Annotated in this window: 15 protein-coding genes; 12 read left to right on the top strand and 3 right to left on the bottom strand. The window is 64.6% G+C overall.

What is annotated here, in order from left to right; genetic code table 11:
* Nucleotides 1-103: 103 nt before the first annotated feature.
* A complete protein-coding gene (locus BMW76_RS41330; protein WP_177200514.1) occupies nucleotides 104-244 on the top strand; it encodes a hypothetical protein in 141 nt (46 codons plus the stop codon).
* An 84-nt stretch (nucleotides 245-328) separates the two neighbouring features.
* On the top strand, nucleotides 329-802 hold the full coding sequence (locus BMW76_RS27035) for a GDP-mannose mannosyl hydrolase (protein ID WP_090870801.1): 474 nt from the start codon (nucleotides 329-331) through the stop codon (nucleotides 800-802).
* Nucleotides 803-939: 137 nt separating this feature from the next.
* On the opposite strand, the gene galU is transcribed toward BMW76_RS27035, so the two are convergent.
* Nucleotides 940-1,857, bottom strand: a complete 918-nt coding sequence (gene galU, locus BMW76_RS27030; protein WP_090870877.1) for a UTP--glucose-1-phosphate uridylyltransferase GalU — start codon at nucleotides 1,855-1,857, stop codon at nucleotides 940-942.
* A gap of 184 nt (nucleotides 1,858-2,041) precedes the next feature.
* Between galU and BMW76_RS27025 the strand changes: the two genes are divergently transcribed.
* The 3 genes from BMW76_RS27025 to BMW76_RS27015 all read left to right on the top strand — a co-directional run bounded on the left by BMW76_RS27025 (nucleotide 2,042) and on the right by BMW76_RS27015 (nucleotide 4,871).
* On the top strand, nucleotides 2,042-3,103 hold the full coding sequence (locus BMW76_RS27025) for a GlxA family transcriptional regulator (protein WP_090870799.1): 1,062 nt from the start codon (nucleotides 2,042-2,044) through the stop codon (nucleotides 3,101-3,103).
* A gap of 307 nt (nucleotides 3,104-3,410) precedes the next feature.
* Complete coding sequence (locus BMW76_RS27020) at nucleotides 3,411-3,779, top strand: hypothetical protein (protein WP_090870875.1); 369 nt, start codon at nucleotides 3,411-3,413, stop codon at nucleotides 3,777-3,779.
* A gap of 279 nt (nucleotides 3,780-4,058) precedes the next feature.
* The gene (locus BMW76_RS27015) at nucleotides 4,059-4,871 is read left to right on the top strand and encodes a mechanosensitive ion channel family protein (protein ID WP_090870873.1); all 813 of its coding nucleotides are present in this window, start codon (nucleotides 4,059-4,061) and stop codon (nucleotides 4,869-4,871) included.
* Nucleotides 4,872-4,977: 106 nt separating this feature from the next.
* Here the strand turns inward: BMW76_RS27015 and BMW76_RS27010 are convergent, their stop codons facing one another.
* Nucleotides 4,978-5,667 (bottom strand): DedA family protein, encoded by a 690-nt coding sequence (locus tag BMW76_RS27010; RefSeq protein ID WP_090870797.1) that lies wholly within the window; start codon nucleotides 5,665-5,667, stop codon nucleotides 4,978-4,980.
* Between the two features lie 265 nt (nucleotides 5,668-5,932).
* Between BMW76_RS27010 and mutL the strand changes: the two genes are divergently transcribed.
* A complete protein-coding gene (gene mutL / locus BMW76_RS27005) occupies nucleotides 5,933-8,053 on the top strand; it encodes a DNA mismatch repair endonuclease MutL (RefSeq protein ID WP_177200513.1) in 2,121 nt (706 codons plus the stop codon).
* A gap of 49 nt (nucleotides 8,054-8,102) precedes the next feature.
* On the top strand, nucleotides 8,103-9,074 hold the full coding sequence (gene miaA / locus BMW76_RS27000; RefSeq protein WP_090870795.1) for a tRNA (adenosine(37)-N6)-dimethylallyltransferase MiaA: 972 nt from the start codon (nucleotides 8,103-8,105) through the stop codon (nucleotides 9,072-9,074).
* Nucleotides 9,075-9,148: 74 nt separating this feature from the next.
* On the opposite strand, the gene purM is transcribed toward miaA, so the two are convergent.
* Nucleotides 9,149-10,216, bottom strand: a complete 1,068-nt coding sequence (gene purM, locus BMW76_RS26995) for a phosphoribosylformylglycinamidine cyclo-ligase (protein WP_090870793.1) — start codon at nucleotides 10,214-10,216, stop codon at nucleotides 9,149-9,151.
* A gap of 107 nt (nucleotides 10,217-10,323) precedes the next feature.
* Here purM and BMW76_RS26990 point away from each other — a divergent pair, with 107 nt between their 5' ends.
* From BMW76_RS26990 to folK, 5 genes are read left to right on the top strand one after another with little or no spacing between them, the layout of a single operon-like run.
* Nucleotides 10,324-11,400: an AI-2E family transporter gene (locus BMW76_RS26990; RefSeq protein ID WP_090870791.1), complete on the top strand. Its 1,077-nt coding sequence runs from the start codon at nucleotides 10,324-10,326 to the stop codon at nucleotides 11,398-11,400.
* 43 nt (nucleotides 11,401-11,443) lie between these two features.
* Nucleotides 11,444-12,196: a DnaA regulatory inactivator Hda gene (gene hda / locus BMW76_RS26985; RefSeq protein ID WP_090870789.1), complete on the top strand. Its 753-nt coding sequence runs from the start codon at nucleotides 11,444-11,446 to the stop codon at nucleotides 12,194-12,196.
* A gap of 34 nt (nucleotides 12,197-12,230) precedes the next feature.
* Nucleotides 12,231-12,917, top strand: a complete 687-nt coding sequence (locus BMW76_RS26980; RefSeq protein ID WP_090870787.1) for a histidinol-phosphatase — start codon at nucleotides 12,231-12,233, stop codon at nucleotides 12,915-12,917.
* On the top strand, nucleotides 12,914-14,554 hold the full coding sequence (gene pcnB / locus BMW76_RS26975; RefSeq protein ID WP_090870785.1) for a polynucleotide adenylyltransferase PcnB: 1,641 nt from the start codon (nucleotides 12,914-12,916) through the stop codon (nucleotides 14,552-14,554). Before BMW76_RS26980 ends, pcnB begins: the two co-directional genes overlap by 4 nt.
* 48 nt (nucleotides 14,555-14,602) lie before the next feature.
* Nucleotides 14,603-15,178 carry a 2-amino-4-hydroxy-6-hydroxymethyldihydropteridine diphosphokinase gene (folK, locus tag BMW76_RS26970; RefSeq protein ID WP_090870783.1) on the top strand — a complete coding sequence of 192 codons (576 nt, stop codon included), beginning with the start codon at nucleotides 14,603-14,605 and terminating at the stop codon, nucleotides 15,176-15,178.
* Nucleotides 15,179-15,188: the final 10 nt, after the last annotated feature.

Raw genomic sequence — 15,188 nt, 5'->3', positions numbered from 1 at the left:
GCCTTTTATTGCTGCGGATAGACTCTTTGCAATGCCGCATGCGCTGCGCCGCCCGCGCGCAGCGCAGCGGGCGCGCGCGAAGGCACGACTAGGGAGCGGTCGGATGAGTGGCTTCGCCTGGATCATGGTGGTGGTCATCGCAGTGCTGGCTTCCGGGCTGATTCTGTGCGCGGCCATCGTCATTGTCATCGCCGTTCTGTTCGCCACGTCGTCCCGGCTTTTCACCCGCAACTCCGATCAATAAACCCGCAGGCCAGCGCGCGCCGGCTTCGCGCTAACGCGTCGACCTCGCCGCGACTGCACCACACGACATTGACGAGAGACAGACATGGCCACCACATGCGCCGATTTTCTCGAAGCAGACGATTTCCTTCAGGTGGTAAAGATGACACCCCTCGTGTCGATCGACCTGATCGTGTCCGACTACGCGGGACGCGTGCTCGTCGGACACAGACGCAATCGGCCCGCGCTCGGCACATGGTTCGTGCCCGGCGGACGCATCTGCAAGAACGAGCGGCTCGACGCGGCCTTCACACGAATCGTCGACGCGGAACTGGGGATTTCGGGCATGGAGCGCTCGGCCGCGCGCTTCGGCGGCCTGTTCGAGCATCTGTATAGCGACAACTTCGCGGGCGCGGACGAGATCACCACGCACTACGTCGTGATCGCGTACTTCCTGACGCTCGAGAACACGGCATCCGTGGGCCGCTTCGATCAGCACAGCCGCTATATCTGGCTCACGCCCGAAGCCCTGCTCGCGCACGACGGCGTGCACGAAAACACGAAGGCGTATTTCCGCTAGCGCCGCCGTCCGGCCGCCGTCGAAAGATGTCGCGGGCTCGAATGAAAAACGGCGCAACGGAGTGCGCCGCTCTTCATGGACACGCAATGCCGCACACACGAACCAGGACGCGCGGAACCGCCGACGCGCCGATGCGATCAGGCGCTGCTCACCAGATCCGCCAGCACTTCCGGCGCGCCGCCCGCGACGCGCGCGCGGCCACGCAGATATGCTTCGAACTGTTCTTTCACCTCGGGATGGCGCAGCGCGAATTCCACCGTCGCCTTCAGGTAGCCGAGCTTGCTGCCGCAGTCGTAGCGCGTGCCGTGGTACTCGTACGCAAGCGCCTGCTCGCCGCCGAGCAGCGCCTGGATCGCGTCCGTCAGCTGGACCTCGCCGCCCGCGCCCGGCTGCTGGCGGCGCAGGTGATCGAAGATCGACGGCATCAGCACGTAGCGGCCCACCACGCCGAGATTCGATGGCGCGTCTTCCGGCGCGGGCTTTTCGACGATGCCCGACATCTTGTAGAGCCGCTCGTCCCAGCGCTTGCCGTCGATCACGCCATACGAGCGCGTTTCGTCTTTACCGATTTCCTCGACGCCGACGATCGAGCAGTGATAGCGGCTGAAGAGCTGCACCATTTGCGACAGCACGGGCGGCTCGCCGTCGAGCAGATCGTCGGCGAGCATCACGGCGAACGGCTCGCCGCCAACCAGCTTTTCGGCGCACAGCACCGCATGGCCGAGCCCGAGCGGCTCCGGCTGGCGCACATAGCAGCATTCGACATGGCTTGGCTTGATGTTCTGCACCAGCTCCAGCAACGCGAGCTTGCCGCGCGCGAGCAACTCGCATTCGACCTCATACGATTTGTCGAAGTGGTCTTCGATCGCGCGCTTGCCGCGTCCCGTGACGAAGATCATCTCGGTGATGCCCGCCGCGATCGCCTCTTCGACCGCGTATTGAATCAACGGCTTGTCGACGACGGGCAGCATTTCTTTCGGGCTTGCTTTCGTCGCCGGAAGGAAGCGCGTGCCGAATCCGGCGACGGGAAATACGGCCTTGCGGACGGTGAGCATGCTCGCCTCGTTGAGTGGATTGATCAGCATCGATACGCCAGCGTATTCCGCGAATATCGAGCCGATCTGCCAACTTCTCGTTTTTTTCCGACTCCGTGCGACAGCGCGTAAAAACGTCGGCCTATGATTGACGCAAAGCACACAGACCTTACTCTTTCGCCGTCCTCGGCACTGGAGACAGACGATGCGATATGAGCACGCGGTGAATCAGTGGCTGGATTCATCCTCGTACAGCGCAGTCGTCAACGTCGGGCACATGGTCAAACGTATCGGTATTCTCGTTTTTGAACGATTTCCGTTAAGCGACGTGTGTCTGCTTGCCGACGCATTCCGACTCGCCAATGAAGCCCAGGCGGATCAGTCTGGCGAGGGTTCGGGTGTCGAACCCTCGTATTCGATTGTGATGCTGTCCGAAATGGGCGGCAGCGTAGTCAGCAGCTGTTCGCTGCGCGTGTGGACAGAGAGTCTCAATGGGCCGCTGCTGAATGGCTTCGACACGCTGTTCATCGTCGGCGGTCCGGGTGCGTCGCGCGCGAAGGCGAACGAGCGGCTGATCCGGCGGCTGCGCGCGATCGCGCCGAAAATCCGCGTCGTCAAGGCGCTCGACGAGGGCCTCGGCGTGCTCGCCGCCGCCGATCTCGCATTCGAGCGGCGCGGCTGGCGCAACGTGCCGGGCCCCACCGATCCGTTCGGCCAGACGCTCGCGCCCGTCCCGAACGATCCGCAATGGCAGATCGAGCCTGGCGCATCGCTCGACGTCGACGCGCCCGTGCGTTCGATCGCCGCGGCGCTCTCGGTCATCAAGCGCGACCATGGCACGCCGATGGCGCGGCTCGTGTCGGAGCGCGCGCTGTCGGGCGCGTCGCGCCGCCTCGATGCGCTTCTCGACGACGACGAGAAGAAAGGCATCAGCCGCAAAATCACGACGGCCGCGCACTGGATACGCGAGAATTACACGCGCCATATCTCGGTGGCCGAGGCTGCCGAAGTCGCGAAGATGAGCGAGCGCAATTTCCTGCGCCGCTTCAAGTCGCAAATCGGGCTCACGCCGTCGGAGTACCTGCTGCGCGCGCGGCTCGACGCCAGTTGCCTGCTGCTCGCGGAGACGGACATGTCGATCGACGGCATCGCGCGCCGTTGTGGCGTGCGCAGCGGCGACGGGCTCGCGAAGATCTTTCGCAAGCGCCTGTCGATCTCGCCGACCGACTATCGCGCGGCACATCGGCACAGCGCGTCAAAAGGCTGACAGGCCGCGAGGCTCGGGCGCGCGACGGCAAGCGACTCGCGCGACATTCGTCGTCACAGTGAAAACGCGAGGGTCCTCGGGCAACCGGAGACCCTTGCGCCTTTTTTGCATTCGTCCTGTTTCGCAGCCGCGCGCCGGCTCATTGCCTGTCGTGCGCGGCCAACGCGTTATTGGGGACTCCATATATTTGCATTTATCGAGATGGAAAGACGTGCAATCATCCCGCGGCTACTCGCGGTGCCGGTTGCAACACGTCGACGACACATGGCGGGCAGCGTTCGCAATACAACGCTTTGATCTCAACGCCATGATCAACTTCCTGCTCGATCTGATTTCGAACCTGCTCATCCTCGCCGTCATGCTGACGGCGTGCAGCCTATTCAACGGGATGAGGCCCGGCGCGAAGGCGAACGGCTATCTCCTGTTCTTCGTGTTTGCCGCGATTGCGCTGGCGTTCGATGCCGCGTTGACCTTTCTGGTGTTCGCCGATTCGCAGACCCGCTACGGCAAGTTCAGCACCACGGAATCCTTCATGCAGCGCGGCGCCGCGTATCTGACGGCATGCGGCATCGCAATCTGTCTCGCGCGCATGCGCAGCCGCAAAGCGTCACAGAGTGCGCAAGGCTCTACCGTCATCCGCACGTCGGCGTACACCAATTCGCAACTCCCCATGTAGGCAGGCCGGAAGGTCGGGAATACGTCTTGCTAACGGGCGTGCCGTCGCCTATAACATTCGATGATTGCAGGCGGCGCGACTTGCGCCGCCCTTCTTGCATATCGGGCAACCAGTCTCCTCCAGCCGTTCGCCGTACCAGATAAAACGTCGTGCAGCACAAGCGATGGACGCGGCGTCGCTTCCTCCAGCGGACTCACTCGACGCGTCCGCGCCGCGTTCTTGACGCGTCGTCGCATGCACGCAGTCAGTCAAGCGCAAGCAGACTCAAGCGAGGGAATCGTGGACATTGAAGCCGTACGCATCTTTCTGATGACCCGAGGCATCGACTTCGGGACCAAGGTACTCGGTGCGATCGTTCTATGGATTGTCGGGCGATGGGTGATCGGGCTGATCACCGGTTTGATCCGCAAGCTGCTCTCGCGCAACAGCAAGGTCGATCCGACGCTTGCGCACTATCTCGGCTCGATACTCGCCGGCATCCTGAACCTGCTGCTGGTGCTCGCGATTCTGCAAGTGTTCGGCGTGCAGACGACCTCGTTCGCCGCGCTGCTCGCGGGCGTCGGCCTTGCGGTCGGCACGGCCTGGGGCGGGTTGCTCGCGCATTTCGCGGCGGGCGTCTTCATGCAGGTGCTGCGGCCGTTCAAGGTCGGCGATTTCGTGATGGCGGGCGGCGTCACGGGCACGGTGCAGGAACTGGGGCTGTTCGGCACGACGATCATCACGCCCGATAACGTGTTGACCATCGTCGGCAACAACACGATCTTCTCCGGCGTGATCTCGAACTTCAGCGCGCAGCCGGTGCGGCGTGTCGAGCTGACGGCGAAGGTCGCGAACGGCGTCGATCCCGTCGATGCCGCGAACCGCCTGCGCGCGGCCGTGACGAAAATTCCGAATGTCTCGCAGAATCCGCCGCCCGATGTCGAACTGTTGTCGTTCACGCCGGAAGGTCCGCTGCTGTGCGTGCGGCCGTACACGCACAACGACAACTACTGGCAGGTCTACTTCGATACGAATCGCGCGATCGTCGAGACGTTCCGCGAAGCGGGTTATCCGACGCCCGAAACGCCTTTCGTGCGGCGCGCGGCTGCGTAGCTCTTCGTGCGGCGCGCGGCTTCGTCGTTCTCTATTTGTCGCGAGGGGATTGCCGCGCTTCGAGCGAGCTGGCGGTCAAGGGCACTCCCCTCACGCGCCCTCGCGCTCACTGCCCCGTATGGTTGCTCGCCGACCCCGTCGCCTGGCGCTTGCCGCGCATCATCTTCCACAGCGCGCCGAGCGCCACGGGCACGATCGCCGCGCCGATACCCACCAGCACGATCACATTCAGATACTGGCGAATAAACGGAATGTTGCCGAAGAAATAGCCGAGCAGCGTGAGCAACAGCACCCAGAAGAACGCGCCTGCAAAATTGAAGAGCTGGAAGCGCCGGACGCTCATCTGCGACGCGCCCGCCACGAACGGCGCAAACGTCCGCACGACGGGAATGAAACGCGCGAGCACGATGGTCTTGCCGCCGTGGCGCTCGTAGAAGTCGTGCGTCTTGCGCAGCGCCTCGCGATCGAGGAAACGTTCGAGCACGGGAATGTGCGAGTTGAACACCTTTGGCCCGAGCGCGCGACCGATCAGGTAGTTGACCGTGTTGCCGGACACGGCCGCTACCAGCAGCAGCACGATCAGCAGTTCGATGTTCATTTCGCCCGTCGCGCAAAACGCGCCGCCGATGAAAAGCAGCGAATCGCCGGGCAGAAACGGCAGCACCACAAGACCCGTCTCGCAGAACACGATCAGGAACAGCACCGCGTAGACCCACGCGCCGTACTGATGAATGAAGACTCCTAGAAACTTGTCGATGTGCAGGACAAGATTGACGAATTGCAGCAGCGTGTCCAAAGATCGTCCTTTAAAAGCAGATGGCTGACATGACAGGCGCAACGGCCGTCGCGTGCGGAATGCGAAGCGAAATCACGATTCGCGACCGAGCCTAAACTTGACCGCGCCATGATACCGAAGTGCCATGACGTCTTGAAAAAAAGTCACGGGCCTCGATCGGCTCCTCATTTGGCTCGCTTGCAGACTCAACGGCATCAACCGCACGTTCAATAGCGGATTCAGTCACGCGCTCAGACGATCTGCGACGAATCGCTATAATTTCGCCATGTCCGCGATCCCCGAATCTTCCGAAACGCCCGACGGCAACAAGCCCGCCACGAGCCCCGCATCCGGTCCCGCTTTGGACCAGGCTTCGGACCAGGCTTCGAGCCTCGCGGCGAACGCCGTCGACAGCGCCGTCGCGCCGCGTGCATTGCGCGCGATCCAGCCGCTTCCCGACCAATTGATCAGCCAGATCGCCGCGGGCGAAGTGGTCGAGCGGCCGGCATCCGTCGTGAAGGAAGTGCTCGAAAACGCGCTCGATGCAGGCGCCAAAACGCTGCGCATTCTGCTCGACGAAGGCGGCGTCAAGCGCATTTCGATCACCGACGACGGTTGCGGCATTCCCGAAGGCGAACTCGCGCTAGCGTTGATGCGCCACGCGACCAGCAAGATCCGCTCGCTCGCCGAACTCGAAGCCGTCGCGACGCTCGGGTTTCGCGGCGAGGCGCTCGCGTCGATCGCGTCGGTATCGGAAATGTACATCACGAGCCGCACCGAGCATGCTTCGCACGCGATGCGTATCGATGCGCAGACGGGCGCGCTGTCGCCCGCTGCCGGCACGCGAGGCACGACGATCGAAGTGCGCGAGCTGTACTTCAACACGCCCGCGCGCCGCAAGTTCCTGAAGAGCGAGCAGACCGAACTCGGCCACTGCCTCGAGATGATCCGTCGCGCCGCGCTCGCGCGGCCGGACGTCGCGATTTCGGTGCTGCATAACGGACGCGCCGTCGAGCACTGGAATGCGAGTGATCCGGCGACGCGCGTCGCGAAGATTCTTGGCGAAACGTTCGCGACTGCGCATCTGCCCCTCGACGAATCGGCGGGACCGCTCGCCGTGTACGGCTGCGCCGGTCTGCCGACGGCGAGCCGCGGGCGCGCCGATCAGCAGTATTTCTTCGTCAACGGCCGCTTCGTGCGCGACAAGCTGCTTACGCATGCGGCGCGCGCCGCGTATGAAGACGTGCTGCATGGCGACCGCTTTCCGTCGTATGTGCTGTTCCTCGATCTGCCGCCCGAGGCCGTCGATGTGAACGTGCATCCGTCGAAAATCGAAGTGCGCTTTCGCGATTCGCGCTCGATTCACCAGTTCGTGTTCCATGCGGTGCAACGCGCGCTCGCACGACATGCGGGCGCGTCGCCGGAGACGACATCGGGCGGCCACGCCGCGCGCATCGAACCGATGCCGTCCGCGACGCCCGCAGCGACACCTTCTTCGTTCGGCTCGACGCCACTCGGCGGCGGCTTCAAGGTCAGCGACGGCGGCAGCTCGCAGCCCGGCAACACATGGCTGCGCCAGGCGCGCATGACGCAGGGCACGCTGCCCGTCGCGCAGCCGCTCGCGCTCTACGATGCGCTGTTCGGGCGCAAGGACATCGGTTCAGGCACCGCGCAAGGCGCGACAACGCTCGAACTGCGCGACGCGGACGACAGTCACGGCACACCACACAGGCCCGATACCGCCGGCTACGGCCGTGCGCCTTCGGGCTTCGCGCCACAGCAGCAACTTCCCGGCGCGCCGCAAACTTTCGACGCCAACGACGAGCAGCCGCTCGGCTTCGCGCTCGGCCAGATCCACGGCATCTATGTGCTCGCGCAGAACGCGCGCGGCCTCGTGATCGTCGATATGCACGCGGCGCACGAGCGCATCCTGTACGAGCAGTTCAAAAACGCGCTCGCCGACCGGACGATCGCGGTCCAGCCGTTGCTGATCCCGCTGTCGATCACGGCCGATGGCGTCGAAATCGGCGTCGTCGAAGAAGAGCGCGAGACGCTCGATGCGCTCGGCTTCGATCTCGCCGTGCTGTCGCCGACGAGCATCGCGATTCGCGCCGTGCCCGCGCTCCTGAAGGATGCCGACCTGCAGTCGCTCGCGCGCGCGGTGCTGTCCGACCTCCACGCGTACGGCGGCTCGCGCGTGCTGACGGAACGGCAACACGAGCTGCTCGGCACGCTCGCGTGCCATCACGCGGTGCGCGCAAACCGGCGCCTGACGCTCGACGAGATGAACGCGCTGCTGCGCCAGATGGAAGCGACGGAACGAGCGGATCAATGTAATCACGGACGTCCGACGTGGTATCAGCTGACGCTTGCCGATCTCGACCGCCTCTTCATGCGCGGACAGTGAGCGGCTCCGCTGTCCCATTCCGCTCACGCCTGTCATGACGCATCACAAAATGCAGCAAGCAGCGCAGCACGAACCGCAGCCCATCGCCTGCCTGCTCGGCCCGACCGCCTCCGGCAAGACGGCCGCCGCGCTCGCGTTCGCCGCGCGCGCTCCCGTCGAAATCGTCAGCGTCGATTCGGCGCTCGTCTATCGCGAGATGGACATCGGCACCGCGAAGCCGTCGCCGGAAGAACGCGCCGTCGCGCCGCATCATCTGATCGATATCGTTGATCCCATCGACGCGTACTCGGCAGCCGATTTTCGCGCCGATGCGTTGCGGCTCGTCGGCGAGATCGTTGCGCGGGGTAATGTGCCGCTGCTGGTCGGCGGCACGATGCTTTACTACAGGGCGTTGACGCAGGGTCTGAACGATCTGCCCGCCGCCGATCCCGACGTGCGCGCGACGCTCGACGCCGACGCCGCGCGCGAAGGCTGGCCGGCGCTGCACGCGCGCCTCGCCGACGTCGATCCCATCACGGCCGCGCGCCTCGCGCCGAATGATTCGCAGCGCATCCAGCGCGCGCTCGAAGTGTTCATGCTGACGGGCCAGCCGATGTCGGCGCTGCTCGCCGCGCCGGCTCGCGACGACGGCGCCGCGCGCCGCTACCGTTTCGTCCCCATCGCGCTGGAGCCGTCCGATCGCAGCGTGCTGCACGCACGCATCGCACAGCGCTTCGACGCGATGCTCGCGAACGGTTTCATCGATGAAGTGAAGGCGTTGCGCGCGCGCGGCGATCTGCATCCGGGCTTGCCGTCGATGCGCTGCGTCGGATACCGGCAAGCGTGGGAATACCTGGACGGCGAAACCGACTACGACACCATGCGCGACAAAGGCATCTTCGCGACGCGCCAGCTGTGCAAGCGCCAGCTGACCTGGCTGCGCGCGATGCCGGAGCGCATCGTGATCGACTGTTGCGCGGGCGATGCAACGGCGCAGGCGTTGCACGCGATCGAGCGCGTGACGTCGGGCGCGGACCAATAAGACGTGAACCCATGAAAAAAGCCGCCGGGCTTCACAGCCGGGCGGCTTTCTGACCTTTTCAGCGACGCTGCGCTTCAGACCACGACGGTCTGCGCCTCGCCTTCCTTGCTCGCGCGCACCGCGCCGATCTTCCAGACCTGCTCGCCGGCGGCGGACAGCAGGCCGATCGCCTTTTCCGCATCGGCGGCGGACACGATTACGGCCATGCCGATGCCGCAGTTGAACACGCGATGCATTTCCGCATCGGCGACGCCGCCGTGCTTCTGCAGCCACGAAAACAGCGGCGGCAGCGGCCATGCGCGATGATCGAGCTCGGCCGTCAAACCCTCTTTCAGCACGCGCGGGATGTTTTCGACCAGACCGCCGCCCGTGATGTGCGCCATGCCCTTCACGTCGAGCTGCTGCATCAGCGCGAGCAGCGGTTTCACGTAGATGTGCGTCGGCGCCATCAGCGCTTCGGCGAGCGAGCGGCCGTCGAAATCGGCGTTCAGATCGGGCTGCGCGCGCTCGACGATCTTGCGCACGAGCGAATAGCCGTTCGAATGGATGCCGCTCGACGCGAGGCCCAGCACGACGTCGCCCGGCACGATCTTGCTGCCGTCGATGATCTTGCTCTTTTCGACCGCGCCGACAGCGAAGCCCGCGAGGTCGTATTCGCCGTCGGGGTACATGCCCGGCATTTCAGCCGTTTCGCCGCCGATCAGCGCGCAGCCGGCCAGCTCGCAGCCCGTCGCGATGCCCTTGACGACGGTCGCCGCCGTGCCGACGTCCAGCTTGCCGCACGCGAAATAGTCGAGGAAGAAGAGCGGTTCGGCGCCTTGCACGAGGATGTCGTTGACGCTCATCGCGACGAGGTCCTGGCCGACGGTATCGTGTCTGTTCAGCTGGAACGCGAGCTTCAGCTTGGTGCCGACGCCGTCCGTACCCGACACGAGCACGGGCTCCTTGTATTTCTTCGGCACCTCGAACAGCGCGCCGAAACCGCCGATGCCGCCCAGCACGCCGTCGCGCAGCGTCTTCTTGGCAAAGGGCTTGATCGCGTCGACGAGGGCGTCACCGGCGTCGATGTCCACGCCTGCGTCGCGGTACGACAATCCTTGGGCCGAATCAGGGGAATTCGGGGCGGATTTCGGTTGATTCATGAGGGGAGAGCTCGGAAGGTCGGTAAAATGCGATTTTACCCGATGCCGGCCGCGTGGCTGGAATTTGAAACGCCGCCTCCGACGACTCGACACCTGGGAAATCCGTTTTGCAGCAAAACAGCCCGATCCTCACGCCGTATCAGCGCCGCGCCTTCATCTGGCTTGCCATCGCGCTAGCCGTGGGCATTCTGCTCTGGCTGCTGAGCCCCGTGCTTACGCCGTTCCTGCTCGGCGCGATCCTCGCTTACATCCTGCAGCCGGGCGTCGCCTGGCTCACGCGCCGGCGCGTGCCGCGCGGCCTCGCCGCGCTTCTGATGATGCTGCTGTTCGTGCTGATCGTCACGCTGCTGGTGTTGCTCGTGCTCGCCGTCATCCAGAAGGAAGTGCCGCAACTGAAGCAGCAGGTCCCCAGTTTCTTTTCGCACCTGCACTTCTGGCTGCAGCCGAAGCTCGCGATGCTGGGACTCGCCGATCCGCTCGACTTCGCGAGCATCCGCGACATGGTGATGAGCCAGCTCGAAGGCAGCGCGCAGACGGTCGCCCTCTATGCGTGGACGTCGATCCGCACCAGTTCGAACGTGATGATCACGGTCGTCGGCAATGTGGTGATGGTGCCGCTCGTGCTGTTCTACCTGCTGTACGACTGGAATGCGATCCTCGCGCGCCTGCGCGGCTTCATCCCGCGCCGCTGGTTCGCGAAGACGATTCACCTCGCGCGCGACATGGATCACATGCTGTCGCAATACCTGCGCGGCCAGTTGCTCGTGATGGGCGTGCTCGCCGTGTTCTATGCCGTCGCGCTGTATATCGCCGGCTTCGAGATCGCGCTGCCCGTGGGCATCTTCACCGGGCTCGCCGTGTTCATTCCGTACATCGGCTTCGCGACGGGCCTCGCGCTCGCGCTCGTCGCCGCGCTGCTGCAGTTCGGTAACTGGTACGGCTTCGGCGCCGTCGCCGTGGTTTATGGGATCGGCCAGATACTCGAGAGCTTCTTTCTGACGCCGCGACTCGTCGGCGAGCGGATCGGCCTGCATCCGCTCGCGGTGATCTTCGCGCTGCTCGCGTTCGGCCAGTTGTTCGGCTTTTTCGGCGTGCTGCTCGCGCTGCCCGTGAGCGCGATACTGTCGGTCGCACTGCACGAGTTGCGGCAGAGCTATCTGTCGAGTTCGCTTTACAAGAACTGATCGCCTGTCGGTTATTCGAGGCTCAATTTACGGCTTATCTATCGTGTCGCGCCAACTGACGCTCGATCTCGGCACCCCGCCGCCATCGACATTCGACAACTTCTTCGCCGGCGCCAACGCCGAGCTGGTCACGCGCCTGCGCGAACTGGATGCGGCGCTCGCGGCGGGTCCCGTCGCGGACCGCACGTTCTACGTGTGGGGCGAGACGGGCAGCGGCCGCACGCATCTGCTGGAAGCGCTCGTGCACGAAGCGCCGCCGGGGCACGCGCGCTATGCCGGCCCGCAGAGCAGCCTCGCCGCGTTCGCGTTCGACCCTTCCGTCGCGCTGTATGCAATCGACGATTGCGACCGTCTGTCCGGCGCGCAGCAGATCGCGCTCTTCAATCTGTTCAACGAAGTGCGCGCGCATCCGACGAGCGCGCTCGTCGCGACAGGCAACGCCGCGCCGATGGGGCTCGAAGTGCGCGAGGACCTGCGCACGCGTCTCGGCTGGGGCCTCGTGTTCCACCTCGCGCCGCTCGCCGACGAAGGCAAGGCGGCCGTGCTGAAGCACGCGGCGCGCGAGCGCGGCATCAATCTCGCCGACGACGTGCCCGCCTATCTGCTCACCCATTTCCGCCGCGACATGCCGAGCCTGATGGCGCTGCTCGACGCGCTCGACCGTTTTTCGCTCGAACAGAAGCGCGCGGTGACGCTGCCGCTGTTGCGCACGATGCTCGCCTCGCCCGGCAGCAGTGGCAACGGTGGCAACAGTGGCGGCGACGGGCCCGACGGCCCGCGCCGTGTCGCGCCCTGAGCCTCGTCATCCGCTTCAAGTAAAATAGTCCCCCATGGCCAACCTCGCGCTCTTCGACCTCGATCACACGCTCATCCCCACCGACAGCGACCACGAATGGGGCCGCTTCATGGTGAAACTCGGCATTGTCGACGCCGAGAATTTTGCGCGTGAGAACGACCGCTTCTATGCCGACTACAAGGCCGGCAAGCTGGACATTCATGCATATCTGGTCGCCATGCTGACGCCGCTCGCGAAGTATTCGCGCGAGCAGCTAAAGGCATGGCACGACCAGTACATGCACGAAGTGATCAGGCCAGCGATCATCCCGGCCGCGATGGAACTGGTGCGCAAGCATCGCGACGCGGGCGATCTGTGCTGCGTGGTCACGGCGACCAACGAGTTCATCACGGCGCCCATCGCCGAAGCATTCGGCGTCGAGAAACTGATCGCGTGCGAAGTGGAGACGATCGACGGCCATCCGGCTTCGGCCTACACGGGCTTTCCGAAGGGCACGCCTAGCTACCGAGAAGGCAAGATCGTGCGCACGGAGGAATGGCTCGCGTCGCTGGGCAAAACCTGGTCGGACTTCGAGCGCAGCTATTTCTACAGCGATTCGCACAACGACATCCCGCTGCTCGAAAAGGTCACCGATCCGATCGCGACCAACCCTGACGACACGTTGCGCGCTCACGCGCAGAAGCACGGCTGGCGCATTCTCGAACTCTTTCAACCCACGTGATCAAGAAACTCATTCGCAAGCTGTTCGGACAGGACGCCGACTCTGCCGACGAGGCTGCGCCGTCCGCTCAAACCGACGACAATCCGCACAACGGCAACAGCCATGAACGCGCGCGCGCGGGTCGCACGGCCGCCGCGTCATCGAAAGGCAGCGCGGCGGCATCGAAAGGCGGCTCGCGTCGCAAGCCGGCCGCGGCAGCCGTACCCGAGCCGGACGCGCCCGTCATCATCTCTTCCGATATTCACGGCATCGACCCTTCGCTGATTTCGCGCAACGCGATCCGCGTTACGGAAGGCCTGCAGGAAGCGGGCTTTCGCGCGTTCATCGTCGGCGGCGCGGTGCGCGATCTGCTGCTCGGCATCGCGCCGAAAGACTTCGACGTCGCCACCGACGCCACGCCCGAACAGGTGCAGAAGCTCTTTCGCCGCGCGCGCATCATCGGGCGGCGCTTTCAGATCGTGCACGTGCAGTTCGGCCAGGAAATCATCGAGACGTCGACGTTCCGCGCGCTCGTCGACGCGCCGGCCGCCGACGCCGACGCCGACGTCAGCGCCGCGCCGCCGCGCCGCCTGAAGCGTGACGAGCTGGACCGGCGCACGCATGCCGTCGACGCAAGCGGCCGTGTGCTGCGCGACAACGTCTGGGGCGAGCAGCACGAAGACGCGACACGCCGCGACTTCACCGTCAACGCGATGTACTACGACCCCGCCACGCAGACGGTGCTCGACTATCACAACGGCATGTCCGATGTGCGCGCGCGCCTCCTGCGCATGATCGGCGACCCGGCCACGCGCTATCGCGAAGACCCCGTGCGGATGCTGCGCGTCGTGCGCTTCGCCGCGAAGCTCGGTTTCGAAATCGAAGAAGCGACGCGCGCGCCGATCAAGGATCTCGCCGATCTGATCAACAACGTGCCCGCCGCGCGGCTCTTCGACGAGATGCTCAAGCTGCTGCTGTCGGGTCATGCGCTCGCGTGCCTGCAGCGTTTGCGCAAGGAAGGACTGCATCACGGCCTGCTGCCGCTGCTCGACGTCGTGCTCGAACAGCCGCACGGCGAGCGGTTCATCACGCTCGCGCTGAACAACACCGACGCGCGCGTTCGCGCCGGCAAGCCGGTCTCACCGGGCTTTCTGTTCGCGACGCTCCTGTGGCACGACGTGCAGCAACGCTGGCAGCAATACCAGGCGAACGCCGAATACCCGGTGCCTGCGCTGCATCAGGCAATGGACGACGTGCTCGACATGCAGACCGAAAAGCTCGCGATTCACAAGCGCTTCTCGTCGGACATGCGCGAGATCTGGGGTCTCCAGCATCGCCTCGAAAAACGCTCGGGCCGGACCGCGCTGAAGCTGCTGGAACACCAAAGATTTAGAGCGGGGTATGATTTCCTCCTGTTGCGCTGCGAATCGGGCGAACTGGATGAGTCGGTCGGTTCGTGGTGGACGGAGTTCATCGAAGGAGACGCTGCCGCGCGCGAAGCACTGCTTGCGCAAGGCGGGAAGGACCGGACGCCCAGAAAACGACGGCGACGCAGCAGCCGCAACCGCAGCAAACAGGGCGACGGAATGGAGGGCGGCACGGGTTCAGGAAACCGCGCAGCGAGCGATGCGAGCCAAGACGGCCCGCGTGACGACTGACGCAGTTCCGGCGCGCGCCGTCGAACGCAAGTTGCAGGAAGTTATGCCATGACGGTTGCCTATCTCGGCCTGGGCGCGAATCTCGGGGACGCGCGCCAGACCCTGAAAGACGCGGTGGTGTGCCTCGCACAACAGCACACCATCACCGTGCTCGCGAAATCGAGCTTCTATCGAACCGCCCCGATCGATGCGGGCGGCGACGACTATCTGAATCTCGTCGTGAAGCTCGAAACGACAATGCCCGTGCGGCATCTGCTCGCGCTGTGTCACAAGATCGAGCATCAGTTCGGCCGCGAGCGCCCCTTTCGCAACGCGCCGCGCACGCTCGATCTCGACATCCTGCTTTACGGCGAACACGCAATCGACGAACCCGATCTGATCGTGCCGCATCCACGCATGACGGAGCGCGCGTTCGTTCTCGTGCCGCTCGTCGAAATCGAACCCACGCTGATCATTCCGCAACGCGGCCGCGCCGAATCGTTTCTCGCGGCTGTCGCAGATCAACGCATCGAGAAGATGAAGTCGGCGTGTCAATGTCCAAACTCGGCGACAGATGCAACGACAGGCGCGACTACACGCGGTGACAGCGAAGCGGGCAGCGCCCCCAAGGGCGGTTGCCGATGAACTCGCTACC

Source organism: Paraburkholderia diazotrophica, from assembly GCF_900108945.1.
Classification (GTDB): Bacteria; Pseudomonadota; Gammaproteobacteria; order Burkholderiales; family Burkholderiaceae; genus Paraburkholderia; species Paraburkholderia diazotrophica.
This window is presented reverse-complemented; position numbering and strand designations above follow the sequence as displayed.

Coding starts and splice junctions, on each gene's coding strand:
- BMW76_RS41330 (WP_177200514.1), top strand. CDS start 104: ATGAGTGGCTTCGCCTGGATCATGGTGGTGGTCATCGCAGTGCTGGCT.
- BMW76_RS27035 (WP_090870801.1), top strand. CDS start 329: ATGGCCACCACATGCGCCGATTTTCTCGAAGCAGACGATTTCCTTCAG.
- galU (WP_090870877.1), bottom strand. CDS start 1,857: ATGCTCACCGTCCGCAAGGCCGTATTTCCCGTCGCCGGATTCGGCACG.
- BMW76_RS27025 (WP_090870799.1), top strand. CDS start 2,042: ATGCGATATGAGCACGCGGTGAATCAGTGGCTGGATTCATCCTCGTAC.
- BMW76_RS27020 (WP_090870875.1), top strand. CDS start 3,411: ATGATCAACTTCCTGCTCGATCTGATTTCGAACCTGCTCATCCTCGCC.
- mutL (WP_177200513.1), top strand. CDS start 5,933: ATGTCCGCGATCCCCGAATCTTCCGAAACGCCCGACGGCAACAAGCCC.
- miaA (WP_090870795.1), top strand. CDS start 8,103: ATGCAGCAAGCAGCGCAGCACGAACCGCAGCCCATCGCCTGCCTGCTC.
- purM (WP_090870793.1), bottom strand. CDS start 10,216: ATGAATCAACCGAAATCCGCCCCGAATTCCCCTGATTCGGCCCAAGGA.
- BMW76_RS26980 (WP_090870787.1), top strand. CDS start 12,231: ATGGCCAACCTCGCGCTCTTCGACCTCGATCACACGCTCATCCCCACC.
- folK (WP_090870783.1), top strand. CDS start 14,603: ATGACGGTTGCCTATCTCGGCCTGGGCGCGAATCTCGGGGACGCGCGC.